Raw genomic sequence first — 21,626 nt, 5'->3', positions numbered from 1 at the left:
TGGTTTATATTATAATTAAAATATATACGAAACATAGATTTACTATAAGGGGGAAGGTTCGTGGAACTTGTTAAAGTGGAAAAGCTATTAATCAATTATAAAACACTCGAAAAATTTAAACACTTCAAGGCATATGGAAATCAGGAACTCTCTATGCTAGAGGACTTAGAAAGCAATATTGTAGAAAATGATAGCGAATCACCATTCTATGGTATTTATTTTGGCAACAACCTTGTAGCAAGAATGAGCTTATATAAGGTAAGAGCTAAACATGATGCATACTTTAAACCATCCCAGGATTATCTAGAGCTTTGGAAATTAGAGGTTTTGCCTAACTATCGCGGAAAAGGTTATGGAAAAGCATTAGTGGACTTTGCAAAAAAAGATGAATTACCAATCAAGACAAACCCTAGAATAAATTCACAGGGATTTTGGGAAGAAATGGGCTTTCAAAAAGCAAAATATGAAATGGAACGTGATTTAGGTGAAAATCCATTTATTTGGATGCCAGCTGGAGTGAAAGAAAAGGAAAAGAATTAGACCAAATAAAAGGCATGATTGATGAAATTGCATCAGTCATGCCTTTTTTTCACTTTAACAATGTAAAAGGTTTCGGGGTTTAAAGTATAAGTAACACGAAGGCTTCCACCATTAGTACTTGGCGATATACCAAATCTTTCTAAGGAAAGCCCTAAAGGTAACAGCATACATGCCACCCACCTATCCATTAATTCTTTGTAGAAGATCGTACCCAGCTCCAAAGATTGCCCATTTCTTTCCAAGCTTCATCATATCGGAGCAATACTGTCTTAAGGTGAATATTTTCTTCCTCTAATTTCTTCACGGCATGCTCTTGTTCCTTCTTATGAACACTATGCTCATTTGTATAAGAACTCTTCATATTCTCCAATAATAGGATTGCCGTTTCTATTGTATCCTGATTACTGTCCAATGTATTTTCTTTCAAGCCTCTTGCATTGTTATGTGTTCTGTTCTTTCGTTCTTCTTTTGCAACATTCACTACATCTTGGTAGTTTCTTCGTATAGTTGCATTCCAACGAAATCCGCAGGCAGCTGACGTACGAGATAATTGATTTGCTACGTCCTTAAAGGCCTCTAGTTGCGTTTTCCCTTCTCGTATATAACTTAGTACCGTATCAGCTAATATTACATCTTCATCACTTGACCAAGCATCCTGACGCGTACGATTCATACCATCACTCCTTAACTATTTGCTATAAATGTATGCGAAAGGTAGCGATGATAGACTAATCGATTACTATTTTCATGAGAATTTTGCTTACTTCTATCCCTTTTTAGTTAAGAATTTGTTTACTGCATCCATATGCTCTTTTGAATCCCATAATTTCGCACAGTTTCGAACTTCATCATCCATTAATGCAGACAATCCCAGCACTCCAACTTTTTGCTTATATTGCTTATCTAATATTTCCATTTGGGTCACCGACTTTGAGATATAAATTGACAATATTTCAGCCTGATTGTTCCATTTTTCAGTAGGAACAATTCTATGAATCCAACCTTTATCCTTTAAAAATAACGCGTCGTATTTCTCAGCATTTACTAGCCACGAATAAGCAAAGCTTGAATGAACCTTTTCATATAAAAGTGCACCACCACCCCAACCAGGAACAATTCCAAGTTTGGTTTGGACAAAGCCGAATTTGGTGGATTCTTTAGCTATTCGAAAATCACATGCGGTTGCAATTTCACAACCTCCACCTACTGCATCACCATTTAATAAACAAATAGTCGGTACCGGAAAAGATACAATATCAAAAAGAACCTCTTTCATCGCGTATAATTGATGAAAAGCATCCTCTGGTGTTAAGTCTCCGTTTAAATCTTTTAAATCTCCACCTGCACAAAATACTTTATTTCCAGAACCTGTAATAACCAAGAATTTAATGGATGTCTCTCTAGCTAATTTTATTGCTTCCCTTAATTCCTGAACCATTTCAATTGAAACAGCATTCCTTTTTTCTGGTCTATTTAATGAAATTATACTATATCCTTCTGAAAGTGTTTCGTATTGTATTGTTTTAAACATTGTTTATCCCTACTTCATCATTTTATGTAATATAGTAAAAAAGGAGCTGACTGTACAGAAGCAGACGCATAGGCAAAGAACCGTAGAATGCACGGGCTTAGCATTCGGCGTGTTCTTTGTTATGACGGCAGCTTCTAGGAGCCGCAGCTAGATCCCGAAAGGCGGAGGCGACTGTTCAGCGACGTACAAATAGATAGGACTGTGGATGTAAGTCGAACTTTACTTACGTTCATCATGACTAACTATTTGCTAGTCGCTAGAAGCCGCAGCTAGATCCCGAAAGGCGGAGGCGACTGTTCAGCGACGTACAAATAGATAGGACTGTGGATGTAAGTCGAACTTTACTTACGTTCATCATGACTAACTATTTGCTAGTCGCTAGAAGCCGCAGCTAGATCATAAAAGGCGGAGGTTATAAAAAAACAGACTACAAAATGTGCAGTCTGTTAAATCAATTATGCTTCTTTAATTTCTTTTCCACCGTAATGTCCACAAGAGTTACATACGTGGTGAGGTTTAGTTAATTCACCACAATTTGAACATTCTACCATGCCAGGTACGTGTAGCTTTTTATGAGTACGACGTTGGTTTTTCACTTTTTTAGACGTTCTTCTTTTTGGTACTGCCATGACTTACACCTCCTTCAAATGACGAAAGCAAAATTTGAAAATAATTCTATTCTTATTTTTCTTTGTCGTTAAATAAGTTCTCTAACTTTTTGAACCTGGGATCTACTGTTTGCTTTTTTTCTTCCTGAGATACAAACTCCCAACCATTACCTTTAAAAGTAGCATTTTCTTTTGCTTCCTCATCATCAGAAAATACCCGAAAAGGAACCTCTAGTAAAATATTTTCCTTTATATATGGCGTTAAGTCAAGTGTTTCTCCAGTAATTGGATGAATCTCATTTTCCGCTTCCACGTCCCCGTAATATGCAGATAATGTGAAAATTTCCTCAGCTTTAATATCGAAAGGAAATGGTACATCTACAAGCGTTCTTGCACATGGTAAAATCATTTCACCATTAACCGTAAAAGAAGAAATAATAGTATCTCCCTGAATATAACAAGTACCTTTCACATATACAGGTTTAATTTCACGTATATCATTGTTTAATGTTACGAGTTCCGAAACATCAACCTTCCCTTCGAAATGAAAGGGTTCATTATACGAACTTCCTTTAATTTTTCCAATAGCAATTTGCATGTTTATCACCTCTAGGCAACAAGAGTAATTTTAAAAGGAAAATAGACTTTTGTCAACATATTTTCTTTACAGTTTAATAAATCGTTTCTAATTATTGTTCCCACTCTATAGCTTACTAACCAGGATAGTAAAAGTTAGTGCGCCACTTTCCTTTATTTGATACAATGATATCAATAGTAAAATAGGAGAGATTTAAATGGATGCATGCGGTTTGATAGTCGAATACAACCCATTCCATAATGGCCACCTCCATCATCTAACAGAAGCGAAGAAAAAATCAAACGCTTCCTGTATGGTAGCCGTTATGAGTGGTAACTTCTTGCAACGTGGAGAACCAGCAATCATTGATAAATTCCACCGAACTAAAGCGGCGCTTGCTGGTGGTGTAGATATTGTACTTGAACTACCTTTTGTATACGCTGTTCAATCCAGTAACTTGTTTGCGAAAGGTTCTGTTCAAACATTAAATGAAATTGGCGTTTCTTCGATTTGCTTTGGTAGTGAATCTGGCACTACTTCTAATTTTATAACAAGTTATGAAATCTTTAAAGAAAAAGAATCGATTTTCCAACAAGAATTACGTGAAAATCTACATACTGGATTATCGTTTCCAGACGCAAGCAAATTTGCGTATGAAAAGATAGGATTAGCAACAAAAGAAATGGATCTGGCCCAGCCTAATAATATACTGGGGTTCAGTTATATAAGAGAAATCCTTGATCATCATTTAGCAATTAATCCTTTTACTGTAAAACGAACTAGTAGCGGCTATCATGATGAAACTATTTCAAGTAATATTGCTAGTGCGACTAGTATCCGGAAACAGCTTTTTCACGATGGATTTGTCACAGAAAAGATTGCGTCCACCTTACCTGCTAACACACAACAACAACTTAATGAATATTATCATAAATCCTCGGTTTGGCACAACTGGGAACAGTACTTTCCTTTACTACACTATCGTGTGATGACAATGAATCATACCGAACTTGCTTCAATACATGGTGTAGATGAAGGACTTGAACATCGAATCAAAAAAACAGCGAAACATACCCTATCACTTTATGAATGGATAAATGCAATTAAAACAAAGCGCTACACTTGGACAAGGCTTCAACGTATATTTGTTCATATCTTGACGAACACAAAAAAAGAACATATACAGCTTATAAAAACGAGGAAATCTGTACCATATGTTCGATTGTTAGGAATGACAAAGCAAGGGCAAGCCTATTTAAATAGACAGAAGAAAACCATGAATGTTCCACTTGTTTCACAATTGTCTCAACATAGGAATTCTTTTTTAACTAGTGAGGAAAGAGCAAGTAACGCCTATTACAGTATCCTGAAACCCTCACTTAGAAAACAGTTCAGTAGACAAGAAATTGGCCCACCCATAATAATGTAAAAAACTAGTTGACGGCAACAATCCGCCAACTAGTTTTTTTGTTTTTTAATGTTCCAACTCTTGTAAATAAGTTAATGCGTCCTTAAATGTATCTACTGGAACAATTTCCATGTCAGTACCGATTTCTTCAGCAGTTTTTTTTGCTACTTCATAATTAGAACCTTCAGTGCCATTTTCATTTGGTGCAAAGAAAATTTTACATCCTTCATCATCAGCAGCAATTACTTTTTTATCTATTCCACCAATGCGTTGAACATTACCTTCATAGTCAATTTCACCAGTTCCTGCAATTTGGTAACCACTTGTTAGATCCTTTTCCGTTAATTGGTCGTAAATTTCAAGTGAAAACATCATCCCTGCACTTGGACCACCGATATTACCACTTGAAAATGTAACATCAGGATCCACTTCTACGTTACGATCCGTAACCAATTGGATCCCAATCCCTACTTTATTGTCCAATTGTTCAAATGCTTCCAACTCAATCTCTTTCGTAATATGTTTATCATCGCGAACAATTTCGAGTTTAATTGAGTCTCCGTCCTTTTTACCCTCAACATACTTAATAAGGTCTTCAGATTTATTTACTGCGTTCCCATCAATCCCTACTATTCTGTCTCCCATTTTCATGATTCCATCAGCAGGCATCCCTTCAATAATAGAAACAACATATACACCATTATATTGAATGTCTATCCCTTCTTCGGCTGCTGTATATGCTACAACGATAGCTGCTTCCTGTGAGCTTTCCATCATTTGTAATTGCACATGGAAATATTCTTCTTCTGTCACACCTTCTGGCCTTATTTCTTTAATAGGGTGAAGTTCATGGTGTGGTAAAATTTTCGCCATAGCATATTGAATCGGTGTTGCTTGTCCACCGCGGACAGTCACGAGATGCATGTCTCCTGCGCTTTCATATCCTCCCTCAACCTCTACAATTGGATTCAAGGCACCTGCATCACCCGGTTTATAAATATAGTAGGGAAGTTTGTATGTCGAGAGTAAGAATGCTATCACAACTACTATAAGTAAATATACCAAATGACGTTTCGTAAATTTCATCAAAAAACTCCTTTTATACCTATCGATATAAACATTTCAATTTTAAATTTTTTGGAATATATGTATGTACCGAAAGCGTATAGTGATAATAGCTTGTATTCATTTCTTATGCTAGTAGCATAAGAATTTTTGAAATTTGCAATTTAAAACAAGCTAAAATCATTCTACTACTATAAAAAAATTATGTACAGGATGAGCTCATTCATTAGGGGGCTTCAAGTTGAAACAAATCATAACTAGTATATTGTTAGCTGGTTCAACCTTATTTATGACGTTTGCATTAATTCGTTACCCTGATCAAGCATTTGAAGCAAGCTTACGAGGATTGAATATGTGGCTAGAAAAAGTATTTCCATCACTTCTTCCATTCTTTATTACTGCTGAATTATTGATTGGATTTGGCGTTGTGAAGTTTATTGGAGTACTATGCGAGCCAATTATGCGTCCTTTGTTTAATGTGCCTGGAGTAGGAAGTTTTGCATGGGCAATGGGAATGGCTAGTGGTTATCCTACAGGGGCAAAAATCACAGTTCGCCTCCGTGAAGAAAATCAAATTACAAGGATTGAAGGAGAAAGGCTGGTTTCCTTTACCAACGCTTCTAGTCCATTGTTCATTTTCGGCGTAGTGGCAGTTGGGTTCTTTTATGACGCAAAACTAGGTATACTACTTGCGATTACACACTACGGGGCAAATGCGTTGGTAGGAATTTGCATGCGTTTTTATGGAAGAAAAGCTGATGAAGATAATAGAAACGAAAAACAAAAGGTATCAATAGTTCGGGCATTTAAAGAGATGCATGCGACTCGAGTCGCAGACCCTAGGCCATTTGGTCAAATTTTTGGTGATGCTGTTATTAATTCCATCAAAACACTTGTAATGGTCGGGGGTTTTATCATCATTTTCTCCGTTTTTATAAAACTTTTATATATTATTGGCGTATCACCAGCTATTTCAGGCGCTATAGAATTAGTATTACAACTATTATCATTACCGATTGAACTAGCGTTACCGATTTTTTCTGGATTATTTGAAATTACCATAGGTTCCGACATGATAGCGAAAGTAGCGGAGGATCCACTAATTGCAAAAGTAATTGCCGTTAGTTTTATTTTAGGGTTTAATGGATTTTCTGTTCAAGCCCAGGTTGCAAGTATTTTAGCAAAATCAGATGTACGTTTTTCTCCTTACTTTTTTGCTAGAATTCTACACGGTTTATTCGCAAGTATCCTTGTTTTATTTTTATATAAGCCCTTATATTTAAATAAAAAAACCATCAATCTGGATAACTTACCAGTTACGAATGATTTACAGAAAGGTTTTTGGGAAATTACTCTAGAAAATTTACAAACTTTTGGTCCAATCGTTACCATCTTTACATTGTCCCTGGCATTTTTTATACTTTTGAGGCGACAGATTCTGAACTAAAAAAATGTTGCTAGGAGTAAGGTATAGGTAAACCTCAGTTCCTTGCAACACCTTTACCACAGTTATTTATATTTCTTATGTAATTCTTGTTCTACTACTTCTGGTACCAAATCTGAAACATTTGCTTTATATTTTGCAACCTCTTTAACAATACTAGAACTTAAAAAAGAATATTGATTATTTGTCATCATAAAGAACGTTTCGATTTGTTCATCGAGCTTTCTGTTCATAGATGTAATTTGCATTTCATACTCAAAGTCACTGACAGCGCGTAATCCGCGAAGAATGGCATTGGCATTCTTTTCTTTTGCGTAATCAATTAATAATCCTTCACACGAATCAACAGTAACGTTAGGTATATCTTTCGTAGATTCTTCTAGTAAATAAACACGTTCTTCAACAGAAAATAATGGGTGCTTACCCTGATTATTAAATACCGCCACTACTACATGATCAAATATGCGTGCCCCTCTTTGTATGATATCTAAATGCCCATACGTAACAGGATCAAAGCTTCCTGGACAAATTGCTAATCTGCTCATTCAAAAACCTCTTTTCTATCATTTTGATAAAGAGTAATTCCAATTGTACCACCGTATGATGCCTGTTTGATCAATGTAAAAGCAGGATGTACTTCTGGTAGCTTCTCCCTTTGATCATGTTCACAATAAATAAAACCTTTTTGTTTAATTAAATTTAATTTCACGATTTCATTTAATAGTTCCCCATAATCGGCTTTTTTATATGGTGGATCAAGTAAAATTAAATCAAATTGTAACTCTCTTTTCGCAGCTGCTTGGATTGCTCGAAATGCATCGGTCCGAAAAACTTCAGTTTGATTTTCTAGTTGCAAGTCTTTTATATTTTCATGAATAGTATGAATAGCCTTTGACTGCTTATCCACAAAAACAGCATTTTTCATACCTCGACTCAGCGCCTCAATTCCTAATGAACCACTACCTGCATACAGATCTAGACATGATCCACTTTCAAAAAATGGCCCTATAATTTGAAATATCGCCTCTTTCACTTTATCAGTTGTAGGTCTAGTTAAACTCCCGGGAACAGCCTTTACTTGACGTCCTTTTAATGTACCAGCAATTACGCGCATTTGACCACCTCTTAGACATAGTTCGACATTAATCCTACCACAAAAAGTTTTATAAAAAAACTAGTAAACATTTGAATAGAAATCTTTTTTCTGTCCATACTAAAAAAATGAAACAGCAAATGCTTTGCTTGGTTGTTTCACGATGAGAAGAAGACTTACATTCCCCATAAGTTCTTCTTCTGATTTCTCCTCTCCCTTTACTTTTTGTTTTAAAAAACAAAAAGACCTGCAGATTAAATATCTGCAGGTTTTTTTTCTACATATTAGAACGATGTTAGCTACGGGCTCTAAAGGCTATGGACATCAGCAATGAACCGACACCTAAGCCTTTCGTCTCTGAGCAAGCTTAACGCAGCTTCTCTCTGTCTAGCAACAGCGCCCACTGGCTAGTAATCTTCAGACCCTTCCTTGCAATAAGTCAACACCGTCGCATTCGCTCCCTTGTTTCCTTTATCTCATACAGGCTCTTACAGATCATACGCCAATCAACGGACGCTTACGCTTCTCTATTTAAATTCCCATTTTATAATCATATTCTTTTGCTTTATCAGGTTTAGCATTTTCATAATCTGTTCGGATAAATGGTTTGTATGACCGATCAACCTTAGATACAAAAGATAATTTTAATAATTTGTGTTCTGTATCTTCCATATCCACTTTATTTACATAGATTACTGCATACTTTAGCTTTTTAGAAGAATACAAAAGGTGCCCGTATTTTCTAATTTGCTTAAGGTTTTTCATATGTTGAAACCAAACAATAATCCCTTGCCTCTCTGTTCTCATAATATGTCCTCACTAACCTAATCATTTGTAATTAGTGTATCAAATATTTGCAGGCTCTACAATAATTAAGAGGCCTTACAACCACATCCGCTACTGCCTGAACCACAACCACATCCACCGTCTGATAATGCAGCCCCGTCCTTAGGGGCTTTAATCATATCTCCAACACTCATCGCTACATTCCCACTAATTTCGTCAAGTAGCTTTTGGAGATTACGTTCAGCTATTTTAAAAGCTGCAACTTTATCATCCATATCCATTTCACGTTTAATGGTCCGCACCTTTTTCATGATTACACTATAATCTGGATGATACCGCCCAAATCGTTGTACATCCTCATATTGATCTTTTATGTCTGCAAAAGCTTTAACAAGCTTTTGGGATTCCTTATCTTCTTTTAATGCCTTTTGGGAAATATTGTATGACTCCATAACGTCTGATTGCAAAATCATTTTACCTAGATCTTCAGAACGATCAAGAATACCTACCATCTCCATTGTTCCTAACATTACTATCACCCCCACTATCATCTTATCATTTTCTTCCTATTATGAAAATGCATAAATAATTAATCATCCATTGTAGCTAATTGCAAAAGCATTTTCATCATAGAAAATTTATTACTTGCATTCTCGAACTGCTGTGGCCAAGTCTTACCATAAAACTTTTTCGCCTCTTTTTCGATTTCCATTATTCTATTCGGATCTCTGGAAAGGTATCTATACCAGACAGGATTATGCCTGACAAACATTAATAAATCGGGTTCTGACTTCAAATAGTGGTAACACGCCATATTCATTTTCTCACATCTCAATCCCTATATTTATTGTCATTAAAACTCTGTTTGGAACCATTCTCCTGCTTATTCTCTTTAAACTGGGTTAGCATGCCTTGAAACATTGAAATGGTTTGATCCCATTGCTCTACTTTGTCTTGTATTTGATCCATATCTATTTCTTCTGTCCATTTACGAATTTTTTCCATAACATTCGATTCGTCATTGTTTTTCTCACTATCTTCTTTATACTTCTCCCAATAAGGGTCTGATTCTCCAAGCAAGACCCATTTCTCATAAAAAGGCTGCCAGGATCCTCCGCCTTTTCTAACTTCCTTAATGAGCTTTGGATGAGTATTGATAAAATCACGAAACTCCAAAATAGATGAATCTACTTCTCTTTCACTCATTTCAATCACCTCTAGGTTGTATTACTACTACTTTATGCCCAACCCAGTTGTTTGTGAGCTTTTAAATGCAAAAACCTGAAAGGATTTAATAAATCCTTTCAGGTTTTTTCAAACTACATAGGTTTTTGCAAGAAATTTTGCGTGTAATAAAAATGATATACACCCACACCTAAATGCGTATAATCTTCTTCTAACAAAGCCTCGCGATGTCCTTTACTATTTAACCATCCTTGCATCGCTGCTGGCGCATCTGGATATTGAGCAGCTATATTTTCACCTGCAGCCTGATAATTCACTTCCTTGGCTGCTAAACGTTCTTTAAGACCATCACCATTTAAACTATAATGAGAAAAATAATTATTCACAGCCATATCCTTACTATGAAGAAAGGCAACGTTACTTACTGAATCACCCCACTCTAATTTGGACTTACCATGTTGATTGCGGATAACATTCGATATAGACAGTATTTGTTGTTCCATCCCACTTTCTATTTTGGTCCATTGTTCATCAGATAAATTAGGGTCTTCTGGTAATTTGCCTCGATATTCTATTGCATAAGGACGGTGTTTTAATAATACATCACCAGTTAATACCCGAATAGCAGATAGTTTCGATGTGAATGTATCAAAATAACATTGTAAAAATACATTGTCCGTTAGTTTTATTAAGGGACGCATTTCCATTTCCTTCTCATTTAATTTAAATGTATAAGAGGAAATACCTTCAGACATAGTCACCTCGTTCTTAAATGTAAATTGCTTGTTAACATCTTGATAAGTTTGTCCTACATGTATTGGTTCAGTCGGCAGATCCTTACCAGTTGCATAAACAGTCGTTATTTTATCATCTAAAACTCCAAACTGGATATACTGCCTAGTTTGATCTGTGTATACCCACCATTCATAACCATATGCACTTGGATCTTTACGAATTGGTTCACCCAGACTTTCCGTTAGCTGTTCAGTATTTTTACCTATCCATTGAAAGAGTTCACCGTCCAATTGAATAGTTGATTTTTCTCTATCTGGTACTATCTTTGTTTGGAGTAAGCTAGTTTTGTCTTTTAATTGCTCACCGATATCTAATACAGCTTCCTTTGGTGTTACATTATTTATATCTAATAGGTAGTAACCACCAAAAAGTAGTAACGAGAGGATAATTATAGATCGAATTAGTCGCATATTTGCTTCTCCTTCACCCGGATTTTATATGAATAATAATGTATCGTAATTATATGTGCAAGTCTTTGAAACCATGCAATAAATTCTATTCTTTACTAGTTTATCATCTTCTAACAACTATCGACACTAACATGTCATCTCATACATTGTTTACTTAACCTGAGTGTAAGTACTCTATATCCGAATCAAATTCTCTTTTCGATTGCAACTTCTCACGTTTCGTACTATTATAGTGTTAGTTAGGATAATTATGTGAGGTGTAAAAATATGAAATTAGAAGTTAATGGTATTGAAGATTCAATTTTAGATTTAAAACCACTTGATCATTTTATGGGTGAACATGCATTTATTCGAGCAGGACAATGGGATTATGACCGGGTTACCTATGACTATAAAATTGGTTCAAAAGAAAAAAATATTACATATTATATTCGTATTCCAGGCTATGCTGTTGAAGGTGATGTTGATCGTGGAAATGCAGTAATAAAGTTATTGCCCCCTTTATTAGGCAAACACTATTATCCACATGGTGTCGAATATGGGGAAAATGAAAACTTTCCACAAAGCTTGGTAGAAAGAGCTACAGGAATAGTTGAAAAACTAAAAATAGACCTTAAAAATTATAAACAATAATACTTACAACTGCTCAGAATAATTCTGAGCAGTTGCTTTTAGTTAAAACGGCGTGTTCAAAAAGTTGCCGAATTAGAAATTAGAAGGTCGAGGCACGAGAGTTTTAAGGACCGGAAGACCGAGTAACGAAGAGATTTGCCATTTATCACTTGGTGACTGTTGAACATGCTCTAAAACTGCTATTTTCTAACGTTTTAAACTCTTTGTTCTGTTCAAATAACTATCTACATGCTATATTCAATACTATAATGTTTATTGAAAGGGGACATCAAACTACATTGTTTCGTTCTATAACTAAACGCCAATGGTCACTTATATTTACAGCAATACTGCTGATATTGGCTTTATATTTTATTTTGCCTATATCGGTACCTCTTATCATTGCATTCGTCACAGCATTAGCGTTAAATCGTGTGATACGTCTAACTCAAACGCATTTAAGACTAACGCGTAAAACAGCTGTTATTATTGTTTTCCTGTTATTTTTAGTATTGATTGGGATTGCTGGGACGTTTATTGTAACAAAAGCTGCTACACAGGTTGTCAACTTTGTAGAAGATGTGCCTGAACATTTTAATCAGTTAAATGCCATGTATGCGGATTGGGAAGATGATTTTCAGACTTATTCCAAAAATTTGCCACCTGAATTTGTATCTCAGATATCGAAAAGCCTGGAAGATAATCTAACCTCATTAAGTGATACCGCAAAAGAAAAAATTACAATTGATAACATAGCTGAAATCTTTGCAAAAGTACCTCAATACTTAATTAGTTTTCTTGTATACTTAATTGCTTTATTTTTGTTTATGCTTGAATTACCAATTTTAAAAGCAAACTTTTACAATTTACTAACCAAGGAAACAGCTCAGAAGGTTGCTTATATGAACAAACGGTTAGCTAATGTCACTTTAGGATTTCTAAAAGCACAATTTCTTGTTAGTGTGGTGATATTTCTTTCTTCGTTAATAGGTTTATTTATCATCGCTCCTGAAGTTGCGATCATTATGTCACTTGTTATTTGGGTGATTGACTTTATACCAATAATTGGATCAATCATTATACTCGGACCATGGTCACTCTTTATGTTTTTATCTGGAGACATTTCAATGGGGGTAAAGCTAGCAATTTTAGCAATTATCTTACTTGCGATTAGAAGAACTGTCGAACCAAAAGTGATGGGGCGCCATATTGGGCTATCTCCCCTAGCTACATTGATTGCCATGTTTCTTGGCCTACAGATTCTAGGAATTCTTGGATTCATTCTGGGACCATTGTTTGTCATTGCATTTAATTCAGCAAAAGAAGCAGGAATTATAAAGTGGAATATAAAAATATAGACTAGAATTCCGAGTGCTTCTGCTAGGCAAAAATAGCACAAATTAGATAGAAAAAAATGAGAGCGTTTATTAAACGCTCTCATTTTTTACTTTATCCACCTAGTATTGCCTTCAACATGCTCGTTGTTTCTCCGCCTTCATAGATAACATATAAGAGCAGGTATACCATTACACCTGTAACAGCGCTAAAGAACCAAATAATACTTGTTACTGGTCCAATCTTACGATGAACACGTATTTTCCTTTTCAGTGCCAATGTTATCGTTACTACGCCAAAAATAGCACCTGTAGTAGCTAACATAATATGAAAAATCAAAAATATTGTATAATAAATTTCGATATCTTCTGGGCCACCAAAGCTTGTATTTCCTATGAATGCTGTTCTTGAAACATAAATAATGAAGAAAAGTAAAGCACTTATTGCAGCTGCTATCATTGTTTTTTTGTGTGTTTTCGGTCTACCTTTAATAATAAACCGCCATCCAAATGCCACGAGAATCGCACTTAAAAGAATAAAAAAGGTACTTATAGTAGGTAATAATGGCATAGTGTAAAATCCTTTCTCCATTTCTTGCTTATGTAATGACTTTCCTTCGCACAAATAGTATGCATGCGAAGGATCAATTCTTAATTTGCTGATGAGGGATCAGGTATTGGATCAATCTTCAAACTTTCTCGATTAAACCAGGAAAAGAATATCTTAGCCAAAATAAATCCATACGTTACTTCCTGCATTAACTTCATGATTATGCCACCAAGCTGTTGATCCTCCAATGTGCTCATTGGTGAAAACATTTCAGGACCTGTAAGCGCACCTGACAAACCACGTAACACATCCGTAGGAACACATAGACTTAATGCTTGTATCCATGCCCCACCTTCACTATATGTTGCGAAAAGCGGTGCATCAGCAAATATAATTAACACACAGGCGGGAGTAATTAAAACCCCATTCGCAAAAATATAAGCAATTTTTAATATTGGTGGAATAGTATCGTACTCTTTTACCGGTGTTACCATTGGCCACCACACAATGAAAGCAGATATCAATATAACCGTTGATACAACGGCATGGACAATCGGAGAAGATTTTGCAAAATCAAATACTTCTGGAATATGGTAGAGCGAAAATAACGTATTAAACAATAATAACGAAATTAATGGTTTCGTTACTATCTTTACAACTGGTTTTATGATTGGAAGTTTAAGAAATCTTCTCCATACCCAAACTGGTATACCCTTAATGACTAATATGGGAATTATTAAATAATAAATAGCCATTTGGATCATATGGGCTGTCAGCATAATATGTGTTAATAAGTCTATCGGTGATCCCTTTACTAAGTATAGTAACACCATTGCTAAGTAAAAAAAGAACTGTTGCTTTCCTGTAGGCTTCGCGTCCCCACCAAATTTATGACGATAACGCCCTGTAAGTAAATAGTAGGTCAGGGCTAGCCCTAATACAAAAATCATATAATAAGGACTCCAAAGTGCTCTGAATCCAAAGATTTGTAATTCTAACCACATAATTTTTCACTCCATAATAACAACTTATATCATTAGTATAACGCAAACTATCAACATTCACATTAATTGAATGTGACAAATTTATTAAGAAAAATGCAGGCGCCTTCGAAACAATTACAATGCAGATTGTTCCTGCGGTGATTATTGTAGAAGCTTTCCTTAGCGATGGCTTTTATGACAAAAAGATTTGACTTAAAAGCTTGAGGGCTAGGCGCAGGAGCTAGACAGATAAACGCCAAAATTTCTAATTTCCTTGTTATTAAAAAATAACAGGCTAGAATCTCTAGCCTGTTACCTTTATTTTTACCACCAAATTAGTAAACTTAGTGCAGCAATAGTTAAACTTGCTGCAAAAAAACCACTATACATCATAAGAGCCGGCATTTCATGACCAGCGTTTTTCATGTGCATGAAATAATAAAGCTGAAAAGCAACTTGTACAATAGCTAGCAGAAGTATAACCGGAATAACAAACATTTTTGGCATTAACTCCCCTACTACAATTGCAAATGCTACAAGTGTGAACCCAATCATCAGGGCAAACGTAATCAATTGGCTTTTCATTTCTTCTTTATTTTTTCTTTTTTGAAATGTATCTACATTTTTGGAACCGGTGTTTTCAGTCATTTATTATACCACCTTTCCCATTAGATATACTACAGTAAAGATGAATACCCACACTACGTCAATAAAGTGCCAGTAAAGACTTACAACATAGAACTTTGGTGCGTTGTATAAGTTTAAGCCTCGTTTTCCATTACGTATAAGCAATGCAATCATCCAGCATAAACCGAAAAGTACGTGTCCCCCGTGAAAACCAACTAACGTGTAGAAGGCAGATCCAAATGCGGAAGAGGTAAACGTAAATCCGTATTCATGAATGTAATGTGTAAACTCATAAATTTCACAGCCAAGGAATGCAAAACCAAGTAATATGGTAATGATGAACCATAATCTCATTTTGCCAAAATCATTATTCTTCATATGGTAAATAGCATATACACTTGTCAACGAACTGGTTAACAAAAGAATCGTCATAATGAAAACGAGTTCTAGACCAAATAATTCATTTGCTGATGGACCACCAGCTGTTGAGTTACGTAATGCAAGATAAGTACCAAACAAGCATGCAAAAAGAACAGTTTCACCACCTAGAAAGAACCAAAAACCAATAAACTTGTTCTTCCCTTCAAGGGTGGCTTTTTCTGGTTCATTTGGCATTGTTTCTGGATTTAAGGAATGATCATGACTCATATCAGTCAGCCTCCCTTTCAAGTTCTTCTTTGGTAATATGATACCCTAAATCGTCTTTTAATGAACGTATTAACATAGATCCGAATGTGATACCCATTCCAATAACCAATACCGCTAACCAAGCTTTGTTATCTACTTGGTATATAACTCCAAAACCTGCTACAAATAGTCCGAATGACATCATAAATGGTAAAAAGGATGAATTCGGCATATGAATTTCACCAAGTGGTTCTGAAGGTGTCATTTTACCTTTACCTTCTGTTTTTTCGATCCATAATGGATCAAGACCACGAACAAGCGGTACCTGCTTAAAATTATAATGTGCAGGAGGTGATGCTGTCGCCCATTCTAGTGTACGTCCATCCCACGGGTCATCAGGTGCTTTTTCACCTTTTGCTGCTGTGTAAAAGACGTTGATAACAAAGACAATTACACCAAATGCCATGAAAAATGCTCCAATTGTACTAATCAAGTTTCCAAGATCCAATCCTTGGTTTGGTAGAAATGTTGAATATCTACGTGGCATACCCATTAATCCAAGGAAATGTTGGATAAAGAACGTTAAATGGAATCCAATCAAGAATGTCCAGAAAGTTAGTTTACCCATTCCTTCGTGTAAAATTTTACCGAACATTTTTGGCCACCAGTAATGAAGACCGGCAAAGATACCAAAGATTGTTCCACCTACAATTACGTAATGGAAGTGAGCTACTACGAAATATGAATCATGATATTGATAGTCGGCTACTACTGAGGCTACCATTACACCGGTCATACCGCCTAATGTAAATGTAGGAATAAATCCAAGCGCCCAAAGCATAGCAGAGTTAATTGTAATCTGACCGCCCCACATTGTCGCAAGCCAGTTGAAAATCTTGATTCCTGTCGGTACTGCTATAGCCATTGTTGCAATTGCAAATATAGAGTTCGCTACTGGGCCTAGGCCTACCGTAAACATATGATGAGCCCATACCATGAATCCTAAAAATGCAATTAGCATCGTTGCGAATACCATCGCTGTATATCCGAATAACCGTTTTTTTGAAAAGGTTGAAAAGAGATCACTAAATAATCCGAATAGCGGTAGTATCAATATATACACCTCAGGGTGACCGAAAATCCAGAATATATGCTCCCAAATTACCGCATTACCACCTAGTGATACATCAAAAAACGCTGCATCAAACATACGGTCAAACATAAGTAAGAAAAGTCCAACAGTTAATGCTGGAAACGCAAATAAAATAAGTACACTTGTAATGAATGATGCCCATGTGAATAATGGCATTCTCATATATGTCATACCAGGTGCACGCATGTTAACGATGGTTACCAAAAAGTTAATACCACCGATTAATGTCCCGGCCCCGGCAATCTGGAGCCCGATTACATAAAAGTCGACACCATGACCAGGTGATGTAGTTGAAAGCGGTGCATAGGAAGTCCATCCTGCATCTGGTGCCCCACCTAAAAACCAACTACAGTTTAAAATAAGTCCACCAAATAAAAATAACCAAAATCCTAATGAATTAATGAACGGAAATGCCACATCGCGTGCACCGATTTGCAAGGGAATTATTGCGTTCATTAGAGCAAATATTAACGGCATGGCCGCCAAGAAAATCATAGTTGTTCCATGCATTGTCAATACTTCGTTATACAGACCATTACTTAAAAACTCACTATCTGGTTTCATTAATTGAATACGAATTAACATAGCTTCTAATCCACCGACTAGGAAGAAAAAACCACCGCCGAACAAGTATAAATGCGCAATTTTTTTATGATCAACAGTTGTTAAATAATCCCAAAGTACAGCTCCGAAGCCTTGTTTATGAGTAGCTGCATTACTCACTACTTTAACCTCCCTCATACATCTTTTACATTATTAAAATAATTTTTCTCTATTTCCCAGCGTCTTCAGGTGTTATACTAGACGGCTTTAATTGCATTAAATACTCCGCAATTTTACCTGCTTCTTCTTTAGATAACTCAGGATATTTCCCTGTCATTTTATTACCAGGCTTAATGGATTCAGGATCCATAATCCAGCTAATAAGATTTTCTTTGTTATGATCTAATATTCCAGCAACACGGGTGCGTTGACCGAAATTAGTTAAGTTAGGCCCTACTTGAACTGGTGAAGAACCAATAGCATGACAACCCATGCAGTTGCTTTCCTGGAACAATGCTTGACCTTGTTGCGCAGTTTCCCCCTCTGCTACTGCTTCGGGATCAACATTTTGCATATCTTCCACCCATTGATCGAATTCTTCTGGGCTTACTGCAATGATTTTAAAATCCATTAATGCATGGGAAGGGCCGCATAATTCGGCACATTTACCATAGTAAACACCTTCTTCATACGCTTCAATAAACATCGTATTTTCATTTTCAGGAATTACATCCATTTTTCCGGATATAGCTGGTACCCAGAATGAGTGGATAACATCAGACGATTTCATGTTAAGATACACTCTTTCACCAGTAGGGATATATAAATCTTGACTGGTTTGAATTTCTTGGCCTTCGTAATTAAAATGCCACCAGTACTGATTACCAGTAACTTCGACATTAAGGCTCTTACTTGCTGCTGATTCATCTGCCAAATCGAATGTAGCAGTTACTGTAGGAACAGCAATAATAATTAATAAAACAATTGGAATAACTGTCCAAATCGTTTCAAGTGTTTTGTTTCCTTCAACTTGCTTAGGGATAAAATCTTTTTCCCCTTTCTTTTTGCGGAAACGCACTAAAACTGTAACGTAGACAAGCATTACAATTATTAGAACAAACAGCATAACAACTGCAGTCAGGATAATTAAATCTAATGATTTTTCTGCTCCATATCCTTTAGGTATTAATGCACTTAGATTTTCTTGACCACATCCTGAAAGAATAAGCACTAATGAGCCAAATAGTGTTAAAGCTCTAAATTTTCCTAACCAACCTTTCATTTAATCATACCTCTCTTTCTCTTTGTTTCTTCCTTATATAATTTTGTGATTAAGGACAATTACGAAATTCATTACTTAACTAAAGGGGAAATCAAATGTTACAACAACCATCATTAAAAATAAAATAGTTAAATAGTTCAACGAATAAATAAACATCATATTAGCCCATTTCAGGTCACTTTTCATAAAAAAACCGCTAATACCAAGTGCCAACCAGCCAACATTTAAAAGCGTTGCAATCACGATGAATGCTGTACCAAGTTGTGCTAAATAAAATGGCAATGGTAATAGACATGCTGTGTAAATGACCATTTGACGTTTTGTAAATTCAAAACCATGTACAACCGGAAGCATGGGGATACCGGCAGCTTTGTATTCATCGCATTTTTTCATTGCTAAAGCAAGAAAATGTGGTGTCTGCCAAATAAACATGATTAAAAATAATATAATCGCCGCAATATGAAGATTTGGATCAATTGCTGCCCACCCAATTAATGGTGGCATTGCACCAGAAAAACTACCAATTACTGTATTTAGTGTATATCTGCGTTTTGACCACATCGTGTATAAAACAACATAAGTAAACCAGCCAAAGAAACCAAAAACAGCTGCTTGCACTGTAGTTAGTAACAAAAGGATTATACCTATCCCGGTTGTAGAAATACCAAGCATCAAGACATGATTTAAAGCGATAGTCCCCGTTACGGTAGGTCTCGTCTTCGTACGAGACATAACAGGATCAATATCGCGATCATACCAATTATTAAGTATACAACCACCAGCAATAACTAAAGCAGTACCGGTCATTGTCAACAAAAAAACATCCCAATTTTGAACAAAAGTAGCATTGGTGAAATAAAGTGCTAACCAAAAACCAGTAAACGCAGTTATAAGGTTAGAATTCACAATACCTACTTTAATGAGGGCTTTTAAATCTGCAAACAATGTCATATTTTCGTTTTCTGATATAGCAACTTTTCCTATCATCCGTGAAGAAGTAGTCTCCACTTTATCCATTCCATATATCCCCCCTTCAACTTCCCAACATAAAGGCACAAAATTATATAGAACATATGATGGAATGATAGCGTTACTACTTACTATCTCCAAAAGTATCCTATGTATTACCTTAATTGTATCACGAATTTGTATTACAATCTATTTACTATATAAGTATATTTCATTTTTAGACAATGTATATGTGACAAAAATGTGAAGTCTGGCTAAAAATAAAATGAAAGGTATATCGCCTTTTTACATAGTACACTACACCTTAAAGTATCCCCATTAAACTGGGCTTTATAATGGTTTACTTAACAAAATATCCCCTACACTATTTCTAGCAAACAACCGTTAACAATGCAAGCGTTTTTTATTTTTTTAAAATGAAAACAACTATAAAACGTGATAATATGACAATTATGTGGAAGAATGGCTTTTTACGTCGATTTTAATTGCTTTGTTCATTCAAGAAGTATTATTATATAGGATATATAAAGAAGAAAAAGTGAGGCATTTATATGATCAAATTGTTAAAATGGCTATCTGTACTTGCCACGATAGGCATGTTTTTTGTATTAATTGGTGGTGCACTTGTAACCAAAACGGAATCTGGCGCTGGGTGTGGTTCCAGTTGGCCATTATGTGAGGGGCAATTTCTTCCGACAAATATTACACCCGAACTTCTAATTGAGCTTAGCCATCGTCTTGTAACTGGTGGTGTTGGTTTTATTGTTCTTGCATTATCTGTATTATCATGGAGAAAAATAGGCCATATTCGTGAAGTGAAATTTTTATCTTTCATGTCTATCTTTTTCTTGTTAGTGCAAGCGTTAATTGGCGCAGCTGCCGTTAAATGGGGGCAATCCGAATTTGTTTTGGCTGCGCACTTTGGAATCTCATTAATCTCTTTTGCTTCCGTGTTCCTGTTAACATTACTTGTGTTTGAAATTGATAAAAAGTTTGACGCCAGTTCACTTCTTATTAAAAAGAAACATCGCATTGAAATATACGCTATTACGATCTATACACTAATTGTAGTCTATACTGGCGCACTGGTCAGACACGTAGAGGCGAGTCTCGTGTGTGGGGATTGGCCGTTTTGCACAAATGGTGCACCACTTCAGATTTCCTCTTTCCGGTTTGACCAATGGGTGCACATGGGGCATAGACTAGCTGCTGGTTTGTTATTTATCTGGACCATAGTTCTATTTATAAAAATGGTGAAAAATTACCCCCACAATAAAATTATGGTATGGGGTTGGACTGTAACTGCGGGACTTATTACCCTACAGGTATTTTTTGGGGCAATGATTATTTTCACACTGTTGAATCTGGGAATTGCACTTATGCATGCCTTTGTTATTTCTTGTTACTTCGCCATGTTAAGCTATTTCATTTTACTATCAAACAGAAGTGCAAAATACGAAAAAATAAATAACACAAAAAAGTAGTAGAAATCAATGATTTCTAC

General features: G+C 35.8%; 25 protein-coding genes. 6 read left to right on the top strand and 19 right to left on the bottom strand.

Translation table 11 applies throughout. The features are described 5' to 3' along the window. Positions 1–60: 60 nt before the first annotated feature. Positions 61–540, top strand: a complete 480-nt coding sequence (locus tag AC3G7N_RS03130) for an N-acetyltransferase (RefSeq protein WP_489420686.1) — start codon at positions 61–63, stop codon at positions 538–540. Positions 541–727: 187 nt separating this feature from the next. On the opposite strand, the gene AC3G7N_RS03125 is transcribed toward AC3G7N_RS03130, so the two are convergent. The 4 genes from AC3G7N_RS03125 to AC3G7N_RS03110 all read right to left on the bottom strand — a co-directional run bounded on the left by AC3G7N_RS03125 (position 728) and on the right by AC3G7N_RS03110 (position 3,277). After that, positions 728–1,213 carry an RsfA family transcriptional regulator gene (locus AC3G7N_RS03125; RefSeq protein WP_489420685.1) on the bottom strand — a complete coding sequence of 162 codons (486 nt, stop codon included), beginning with the start codon at positions 1,211–1,213 and terminating at the stop codon, positions 728–730. Positions 1,214–1,306: 93 nt separating this feature from the next. After that, positions 1,307–2,071, bottom strand: coding sequence for an enoyl-CoA hydratase/isomerase family protein (locus AC3G7N_RS03120; protein WP_489420684.1), 765 nt, complete (start codon positions 2,069–2,071; stop codon positions 1,307–1,309). A gap of 455 nt (positions 2,072–2,526) precedes the next feature. Beyond that, on the bottom strand, positions 2,527–2,700 hold the full coding sequence (gene rpmF / locus AC3G7N_RS03115; protein WP_489420683.1) for a 50S ribosomal protein L32: 174 nt from the start codon (positions 2,698–2,700) through the stop codon (positions 2,527–2,529). Between the two features lie 52 nt (positions 2,701–2,752). After that, positions 2,753–3,277, bottom strand: a complete 525-nt coding sequence (locus tag AC3G7N_RS03110) for a YceD family protein (protein ID WP_489420682.1) — start codon at positions 3,275–3,277, stop codon at positions 2,753–2,755. 196 nt (positions 3,278–3,473) lie between these two features. On the opposite strand from AC3G7N_RS03110, the gene AC3G7N_RS03105 reads away from it, so the two are divergent. Continuing rightward, the gene (locus AC3G7N_RS03105) at positions 3,474–4,685 is read left to right on the top strand and encodes a nucleotidyltransferase (protein ID WP_489420681.1); all 1,212 of its coding nucleotides are present in this window, start codon (positions 3,474–3,476) and stop codon (positions 4,683–4,685) included. 45 nt (positions 4,686–4,730) lie between these two features. Here the strand turns inward: AC3G7N_RS03105 and AC3G7N_RS03100 are convergent, their stop codons facing one another. Next, complete coding sequence (locus AC3G7N_RS03100) at positions 4,731–5,750, bottom strand: SepM family pheromone-processing serine protease (protein ID WP_489420680.1); 1,020 nt, start codon at positions 5,748–5,750, stop codon at positions 4,731–4,733. A 220-nt stretch (positions 5,751–5,970) separates the two neighbouring features. Between AC3G7N_RS03100 and ylbJ the strand changes: the two genes are divergently transcribed. Then, on the top strand, positions 5,971–7,176 hold the full coding sequence (ylbJ, locus tag AC3G7N_RS03095) for a sporulation integral membrane protein YlbJ (protein ID WP_489420679.1): 1,206 nt from the start codon (positions 5,971–5,973) through the stop codon (positions 7,174–7,176). 62 nt (positions 7,177–7,238) lie between these two features. Here the strand turns inward: ylbJ and coaD are convergent, their stop codons facing one another. From coaD to AC3G7N_RS03060, 7 genes are all read right to left on the bottom strand, one after another. Continuing rightward, the gene (coaD, locus tag AC3G7N_RS03090) at positions 7,239–7,718 is read right to left on the bottom strand and encodes a pantetheine-phosphate adenylyltransferase (RefSeq protein WP_489420678.1); all 480 of its coding nucleotides are present in this window, start codon (positions 7,716–7,718) and stop codon (positions 7,239–7,241) included. After that, positions 7,715–8,287: a 16S rRNA (guanine(966)-N(2))-methyltransferase RsmD gene (rsmD, locus tag AC3G7N_RS03085; protein WP_489420677.1), complete on the bottom strand. Its 573-nt coding sequence runs from the start codon at positions 8,285–8,287 to the stop codon at positions 7,715–7,717. The genes coaD and rsmD overlap by 4 nt, the downstream gene beginning before the upstream one ends. Positions 8,288–8,797: 510 nt before the next feature. After that, positions 8,798–9,073 carry a YlbG family protein gene (locus AC3G7N_RS03080; protein ID WP_489420676.1) on the bottom strand — a complete coding sequence of 92 codons (276 nt, stop codon included), beginning with the start codon at positions 9,071–9,073 and terminating at the stop codon, positions 8,798–8,800. Between the two features lie 65 nt (positions 9,074–9,138). Continuing rightward, positions 9,139–9,582, bottom strand: a complete 444-nt coding sequence (locus AC3G7N_RS03075; protein WP_489420675.1) for a YlbF/YmcA family competence regulator — start codon at positions 9,580–9,582, stop codon at positions 9,139–9,141. A gap of 59 nt (positions 9,583–9,641) precedes the next feature. Beyond that, the gene (locus AC3G7N_RS03070; protein WP_489420674.1) at positions 9,642–9,848 is read right to left on the bottom strand and encodes a YlbE-like family protein; all 207 of its coding nucleotides are present in this window, start codon (positions 9,846–9,848) and stop codon (positions 9,642–9,644) included. 35 nt (positions 9,849–9,883) lie between these two features. Then, positions 9,884–10,258 (bottom strand): spore coat protein YlbD, encoded by a 375-nt coding sequence (gene ylbD / locus AC3G7N_RS03065; RefSeq protein ID WP_489420673.1) that lies wholly within the window; start codon positions 10,256–10,258, stop codon positions 9,884–9,886. Between the two features lie 113 nt (positions 10,259–10,371). Then, positions 10,372–11,442: a CAP domain-containing protein gene (locus AC3G7N_RS03060; RefSeq protein ID WP_489420672.1), complete on the bottom strand. Its 1,071-nt coding sequence runs from the start codon at positions 11,440–11,442 to the stop codon at positions 10,372–10,374. Between the two features lie 267 nt (positions 11,443–11,709). Between AC3G7N_RS03060 and AC3G7N_RS03055 the strand changes: the two genes are divergently transcribed. Both AC3G7N_RS03055 and ytvI read left to right on the top strand, forming a co-directional pair. Continuing rightward, on the top strand, positions 11,710–12,075 hold the full coding sequence (locus AC3G7N_RS03055; RefSeq protein ID WP_489420671.1) for a YugN family protein: 366 nt from the start codon (positions 11,710–11,712) through the stop codon (positions 12,073–12,075). Between the two features lie 278 nt (positions 12,076–12,353). Next, on the top strand, positions 12,354–13,412 hold the full coding sequence (gene ytvI / locus AC3G7N_RS03050) for a sporulation integral membrane protein YtvI (RefSeq protein ID WP_489420847.1): 1,059 nt from the start codon (positions 12,354–12,356) through the stop codon (positions 13,410–13,412). Between the two features lie 91 nt (positions 13,413–13,503). Here ytvI and AC3G7N_RS03045 read toward each other — a convergent pair whose 3' ends face one another. The 7 genes from AC3G7N_RS03045 to cyoE all read right to left on the bottom strand — a co-directional run bounded on the left by AC3G7N_RS03045 (position 13,504) and on the right by cyoE (position 20,170). Continuing rightward, positions 13,504–13,959: a DUF420 domain-containing protein gene (locus tag AC3G7N_RS03045; protein ID WP_489420846.1), complete on the bottom strand. Its 456-nt coding sequence runs from the start codon at positions 13,957–13,959 to the stop codon at positions 13,504–13,506. Positions 13,960–14,039: 80 nt separating this feature from the next. After that, positions 14,040–14,942 (bottom strand): cytochrome c oxidase assembly factor CtaG, encoded by a 903-nt coding sequence (gene ctaG / locus AC3G7N_RS03040; protein ID WP_489420670.1) that lies wholly within the window; start codon positions 14,940–14,942, stop codon positions 14,040–14,042. A gap of 303 nt (positions 14,943–15,245) precedes the next feature. Next, positions 15,246–15,569, bottom strand: coding sequence for a cytochrome c oxidase subunit IVB (ctaF, locus tag AC3G7N_RS03035; protein ID WP_489420669.1), 324 nt, complete (start codon positions 15,567–15,569; stop codon positions 15,246–15,248). A 3-nt stretch (positions 15,570–15,572) separates the two neighbouring features. After that, the gene (locus AC3G7N_RS03030) at positions 15,573–16,196 is read right to left on the bottom strand and encodes a cytochrome (ubi)quinol oxidase subunit III (protein WP_489420668.1); all 624 of its coding nucleotides are present in this window, start codon (positions 16,194–16,196) and stop codon (positions 15,573–15,575) included. Between the two features lies 1 nt (position 16,197). After that, a complete protein-coding gene (gene ctaD, locus AC3G7N_RS03025; RefSeq protein WP_489420667.1) occupies positions 16,198–18,069 on the bottom strand; it encodes a cytochrome c oxidase subunit I in 1,872 nt (623 codons plus the stop codon). 31 nt (positions 18,070–18,100) lie between these two features. Next, the gene (coxB, locus tag AC3G7N_RS03020; protein ID WP_489420666.1) at positions 18,101–19,153 is read right to left on the bottom strand and encodes a cytochrome c oxidase subunit II; all 1,053 of its coding nucleotides are present in this window, start codon (positions 19,151–19,153) and stop codon (positions 18,101–18,103) included. 75 nt (positions 19,154–19,228) lie between these two features. Continuing rightward, a complete protein-coding gene (gene cyoE, locus AC3G7N_RS03015; RefSeq protein WP_489420665.1) occupies positions 19,229–20,170 on the bottom strand; it encodes a heme o synthase in 942 nt (313 codons plus the stop codon). Between the two features lie 503 nt (positions 20,171–20,673). Between cyoE and AC3G7N_RS03010 the strand changes: the two genes are divergently transcribed. Beyond that, positions 20,674–21,606: a COX15/CtaA family protein gene (locus tag AC3G7N_RS03010; protein WP_489420664.1), complete on the top strand. Its 933-nt coding sequence runs from the start codon at positions 20,674–20,676 to the stop codon at positions 21,604–21,606. Positions 21,607–21,626 lie beyond the last annotated feature (20 nt).

The sequence above is a fragment of the Virgibacillus carmonensis genome, assembly GCF_057836705.1.
The sequence above is the reverse complement of the archived record's forward strand: the minus strand, read 5'-3'. Positions and strand labels throughout refer to the sequence as shown.

Excerpts from the sequence above, each read along its gene's own strand:
- AC3G7N_RS03010 (WP_489420664.1), top strand. The coding sequence starts at position 20,674 with ATGATCAAATTGTTAAAATGGCTATCTGTACTTGCCACGATAGGCATG.
- AC3G7N_RS03030 (WP_489420668.1), bottom strand. The coding sequence starts at position 16,196 with ATGAGTCATGATCATTCCTTAAATCCAGAAACAATGCCAAATGAACCA.
- ctaF (WP_489420669.1), bottom strand. The coding sequence starts at position 15,569 with ATGACTGAAAACACCGGTTCCAAAAATGTAGATACATTTCAAAAAAGA.
- AC3G7N_RS03110 (WP_489420682.1), bottom strand. The coding sequence starts at position 3,277 with ATGCAAATTGCTATTGGAAAAATTAAAGGAAGTTCGTATAATGAACCC.
- rsmD (WP_489420677.1), bottom strand. The coding sequence starts at position 8,287 with ATGCGCGTAATTGCTGGTACATTAAAAGGACGTCAAGTAAAGGCTGTT.
- AC3G7N_RS03080 (WP_489420676.1), bottom strand. The coding sequence starts at position 9,073 with ATGAGAACAGAGAGGCAAGGGATTATTGTTTGGTTTCAACATATGAAA.
- ctaD (WP_489420667.1), bottom strand. The coding sequence starts at position 18,069 with ATGAGGGAGGTTAAAGTAGTGAGTAATGCAGCTACTCATAAACAAGGC.
- ctaG (WP_489420670.1), bottom strand. The coding sequence starts at position 14,942 with ATGTGGTTAGAATTACAAATCTTTGGATTCAGAGCACTTTGGAGTCCT.
- ylbD (WP_489420673.1), bottom strand. The coding sequence starts at position 10,258 with ATGAGTGAAAGAGAAGTAGATTCATCTATTTTGGAGTTTCGTGATTTT.
- AC3G7N_RS03100 (WP_489420680.1), bottom strand. The coding sequence starts at position 5,750 with ATGAAATTTACGAAACGTCATTTGGTATATTTACTTATAGTAGTTGTG.
- AC3G7N_RS03105 (WP_489420681.1), top strand. The coding sequence starts at position 3,474 with ATGGATGCATGCGGTTTGATAGTCGAATACAACCCATTCCATAATGGC.
- cyoE (WP_489420665.1), bottom strand. The coding sequence starts at position 20,170 with ATGGATAAAGTGGAGACTACTTCTTCACGGATGATAGGAAAAGTTGCT.
- AC3G7N_RS03075 (WP_489420675.1), bottom strand. The coding sequence starts at position 9,582 with ATGTTAGGAACAATGGAGATGGTAGGTATTCTTGATCGTTCTGAAGAT.
- AC3G7N_RS03120 (WP_489420684.1), bottom strand. The coding sequence starts at position 2,071 with ATGTTTAAAACAATACAATACGAAACACTTTCAGAAGGATATAGTATA.
- AC3G7N_RS03045 (WP_489420846.1), bottom strand. The coding sequence starts at position 13,959 with ATGCCATTATTACCTACTATAAGTACCTTTTTTATTCTTTTAAGTGCG.
- coxB (WP_489420666.1), bottom strand. The coding sequence starts at position 19,153 with ATGAAAGGTTGGTTAGGAAAATTTAGAGCTTTAACACTATTTGGCTCA.
- AC3G7N_RS03060 (WP_489420672.1), bottom strand. The coding sequence starts at position 11,442 with ATGCGACTAATTCGATCTATAATTATCCTCTCGTTACTACTTTTTGGT.
- AC3G7N_RS03125 (WP_489420685.1), bottom strand. The coding sequence starts at position 1,213 with ATGAATCGTACGCGTCAGGATGCTTGGTCAAGTGATGAAGATGTAATA.
- AC3G7N_RS03055 (WP_489420671.1), top strand. The coding sequence starts at position 11,710 with ATGAAATTAGAAGTTAATGGTATTGAAGATTCAATTTTAGATTTAAAA.
- rpmF (WP_489420683.1), bottom strand. The coding sequence starts at position 2,700 with ATGGCAGTACCAAAAAGAAGAACGTCTAAAAAAGTGAAAAACCAACGT.
- coaD (WP_489420678.1), bottom strand. The coding sequence starts at position 7,718 with ATGAGCAGATTAGCAATTTGTCCAGGAAGCTTTGATCCTGTTACGTAT.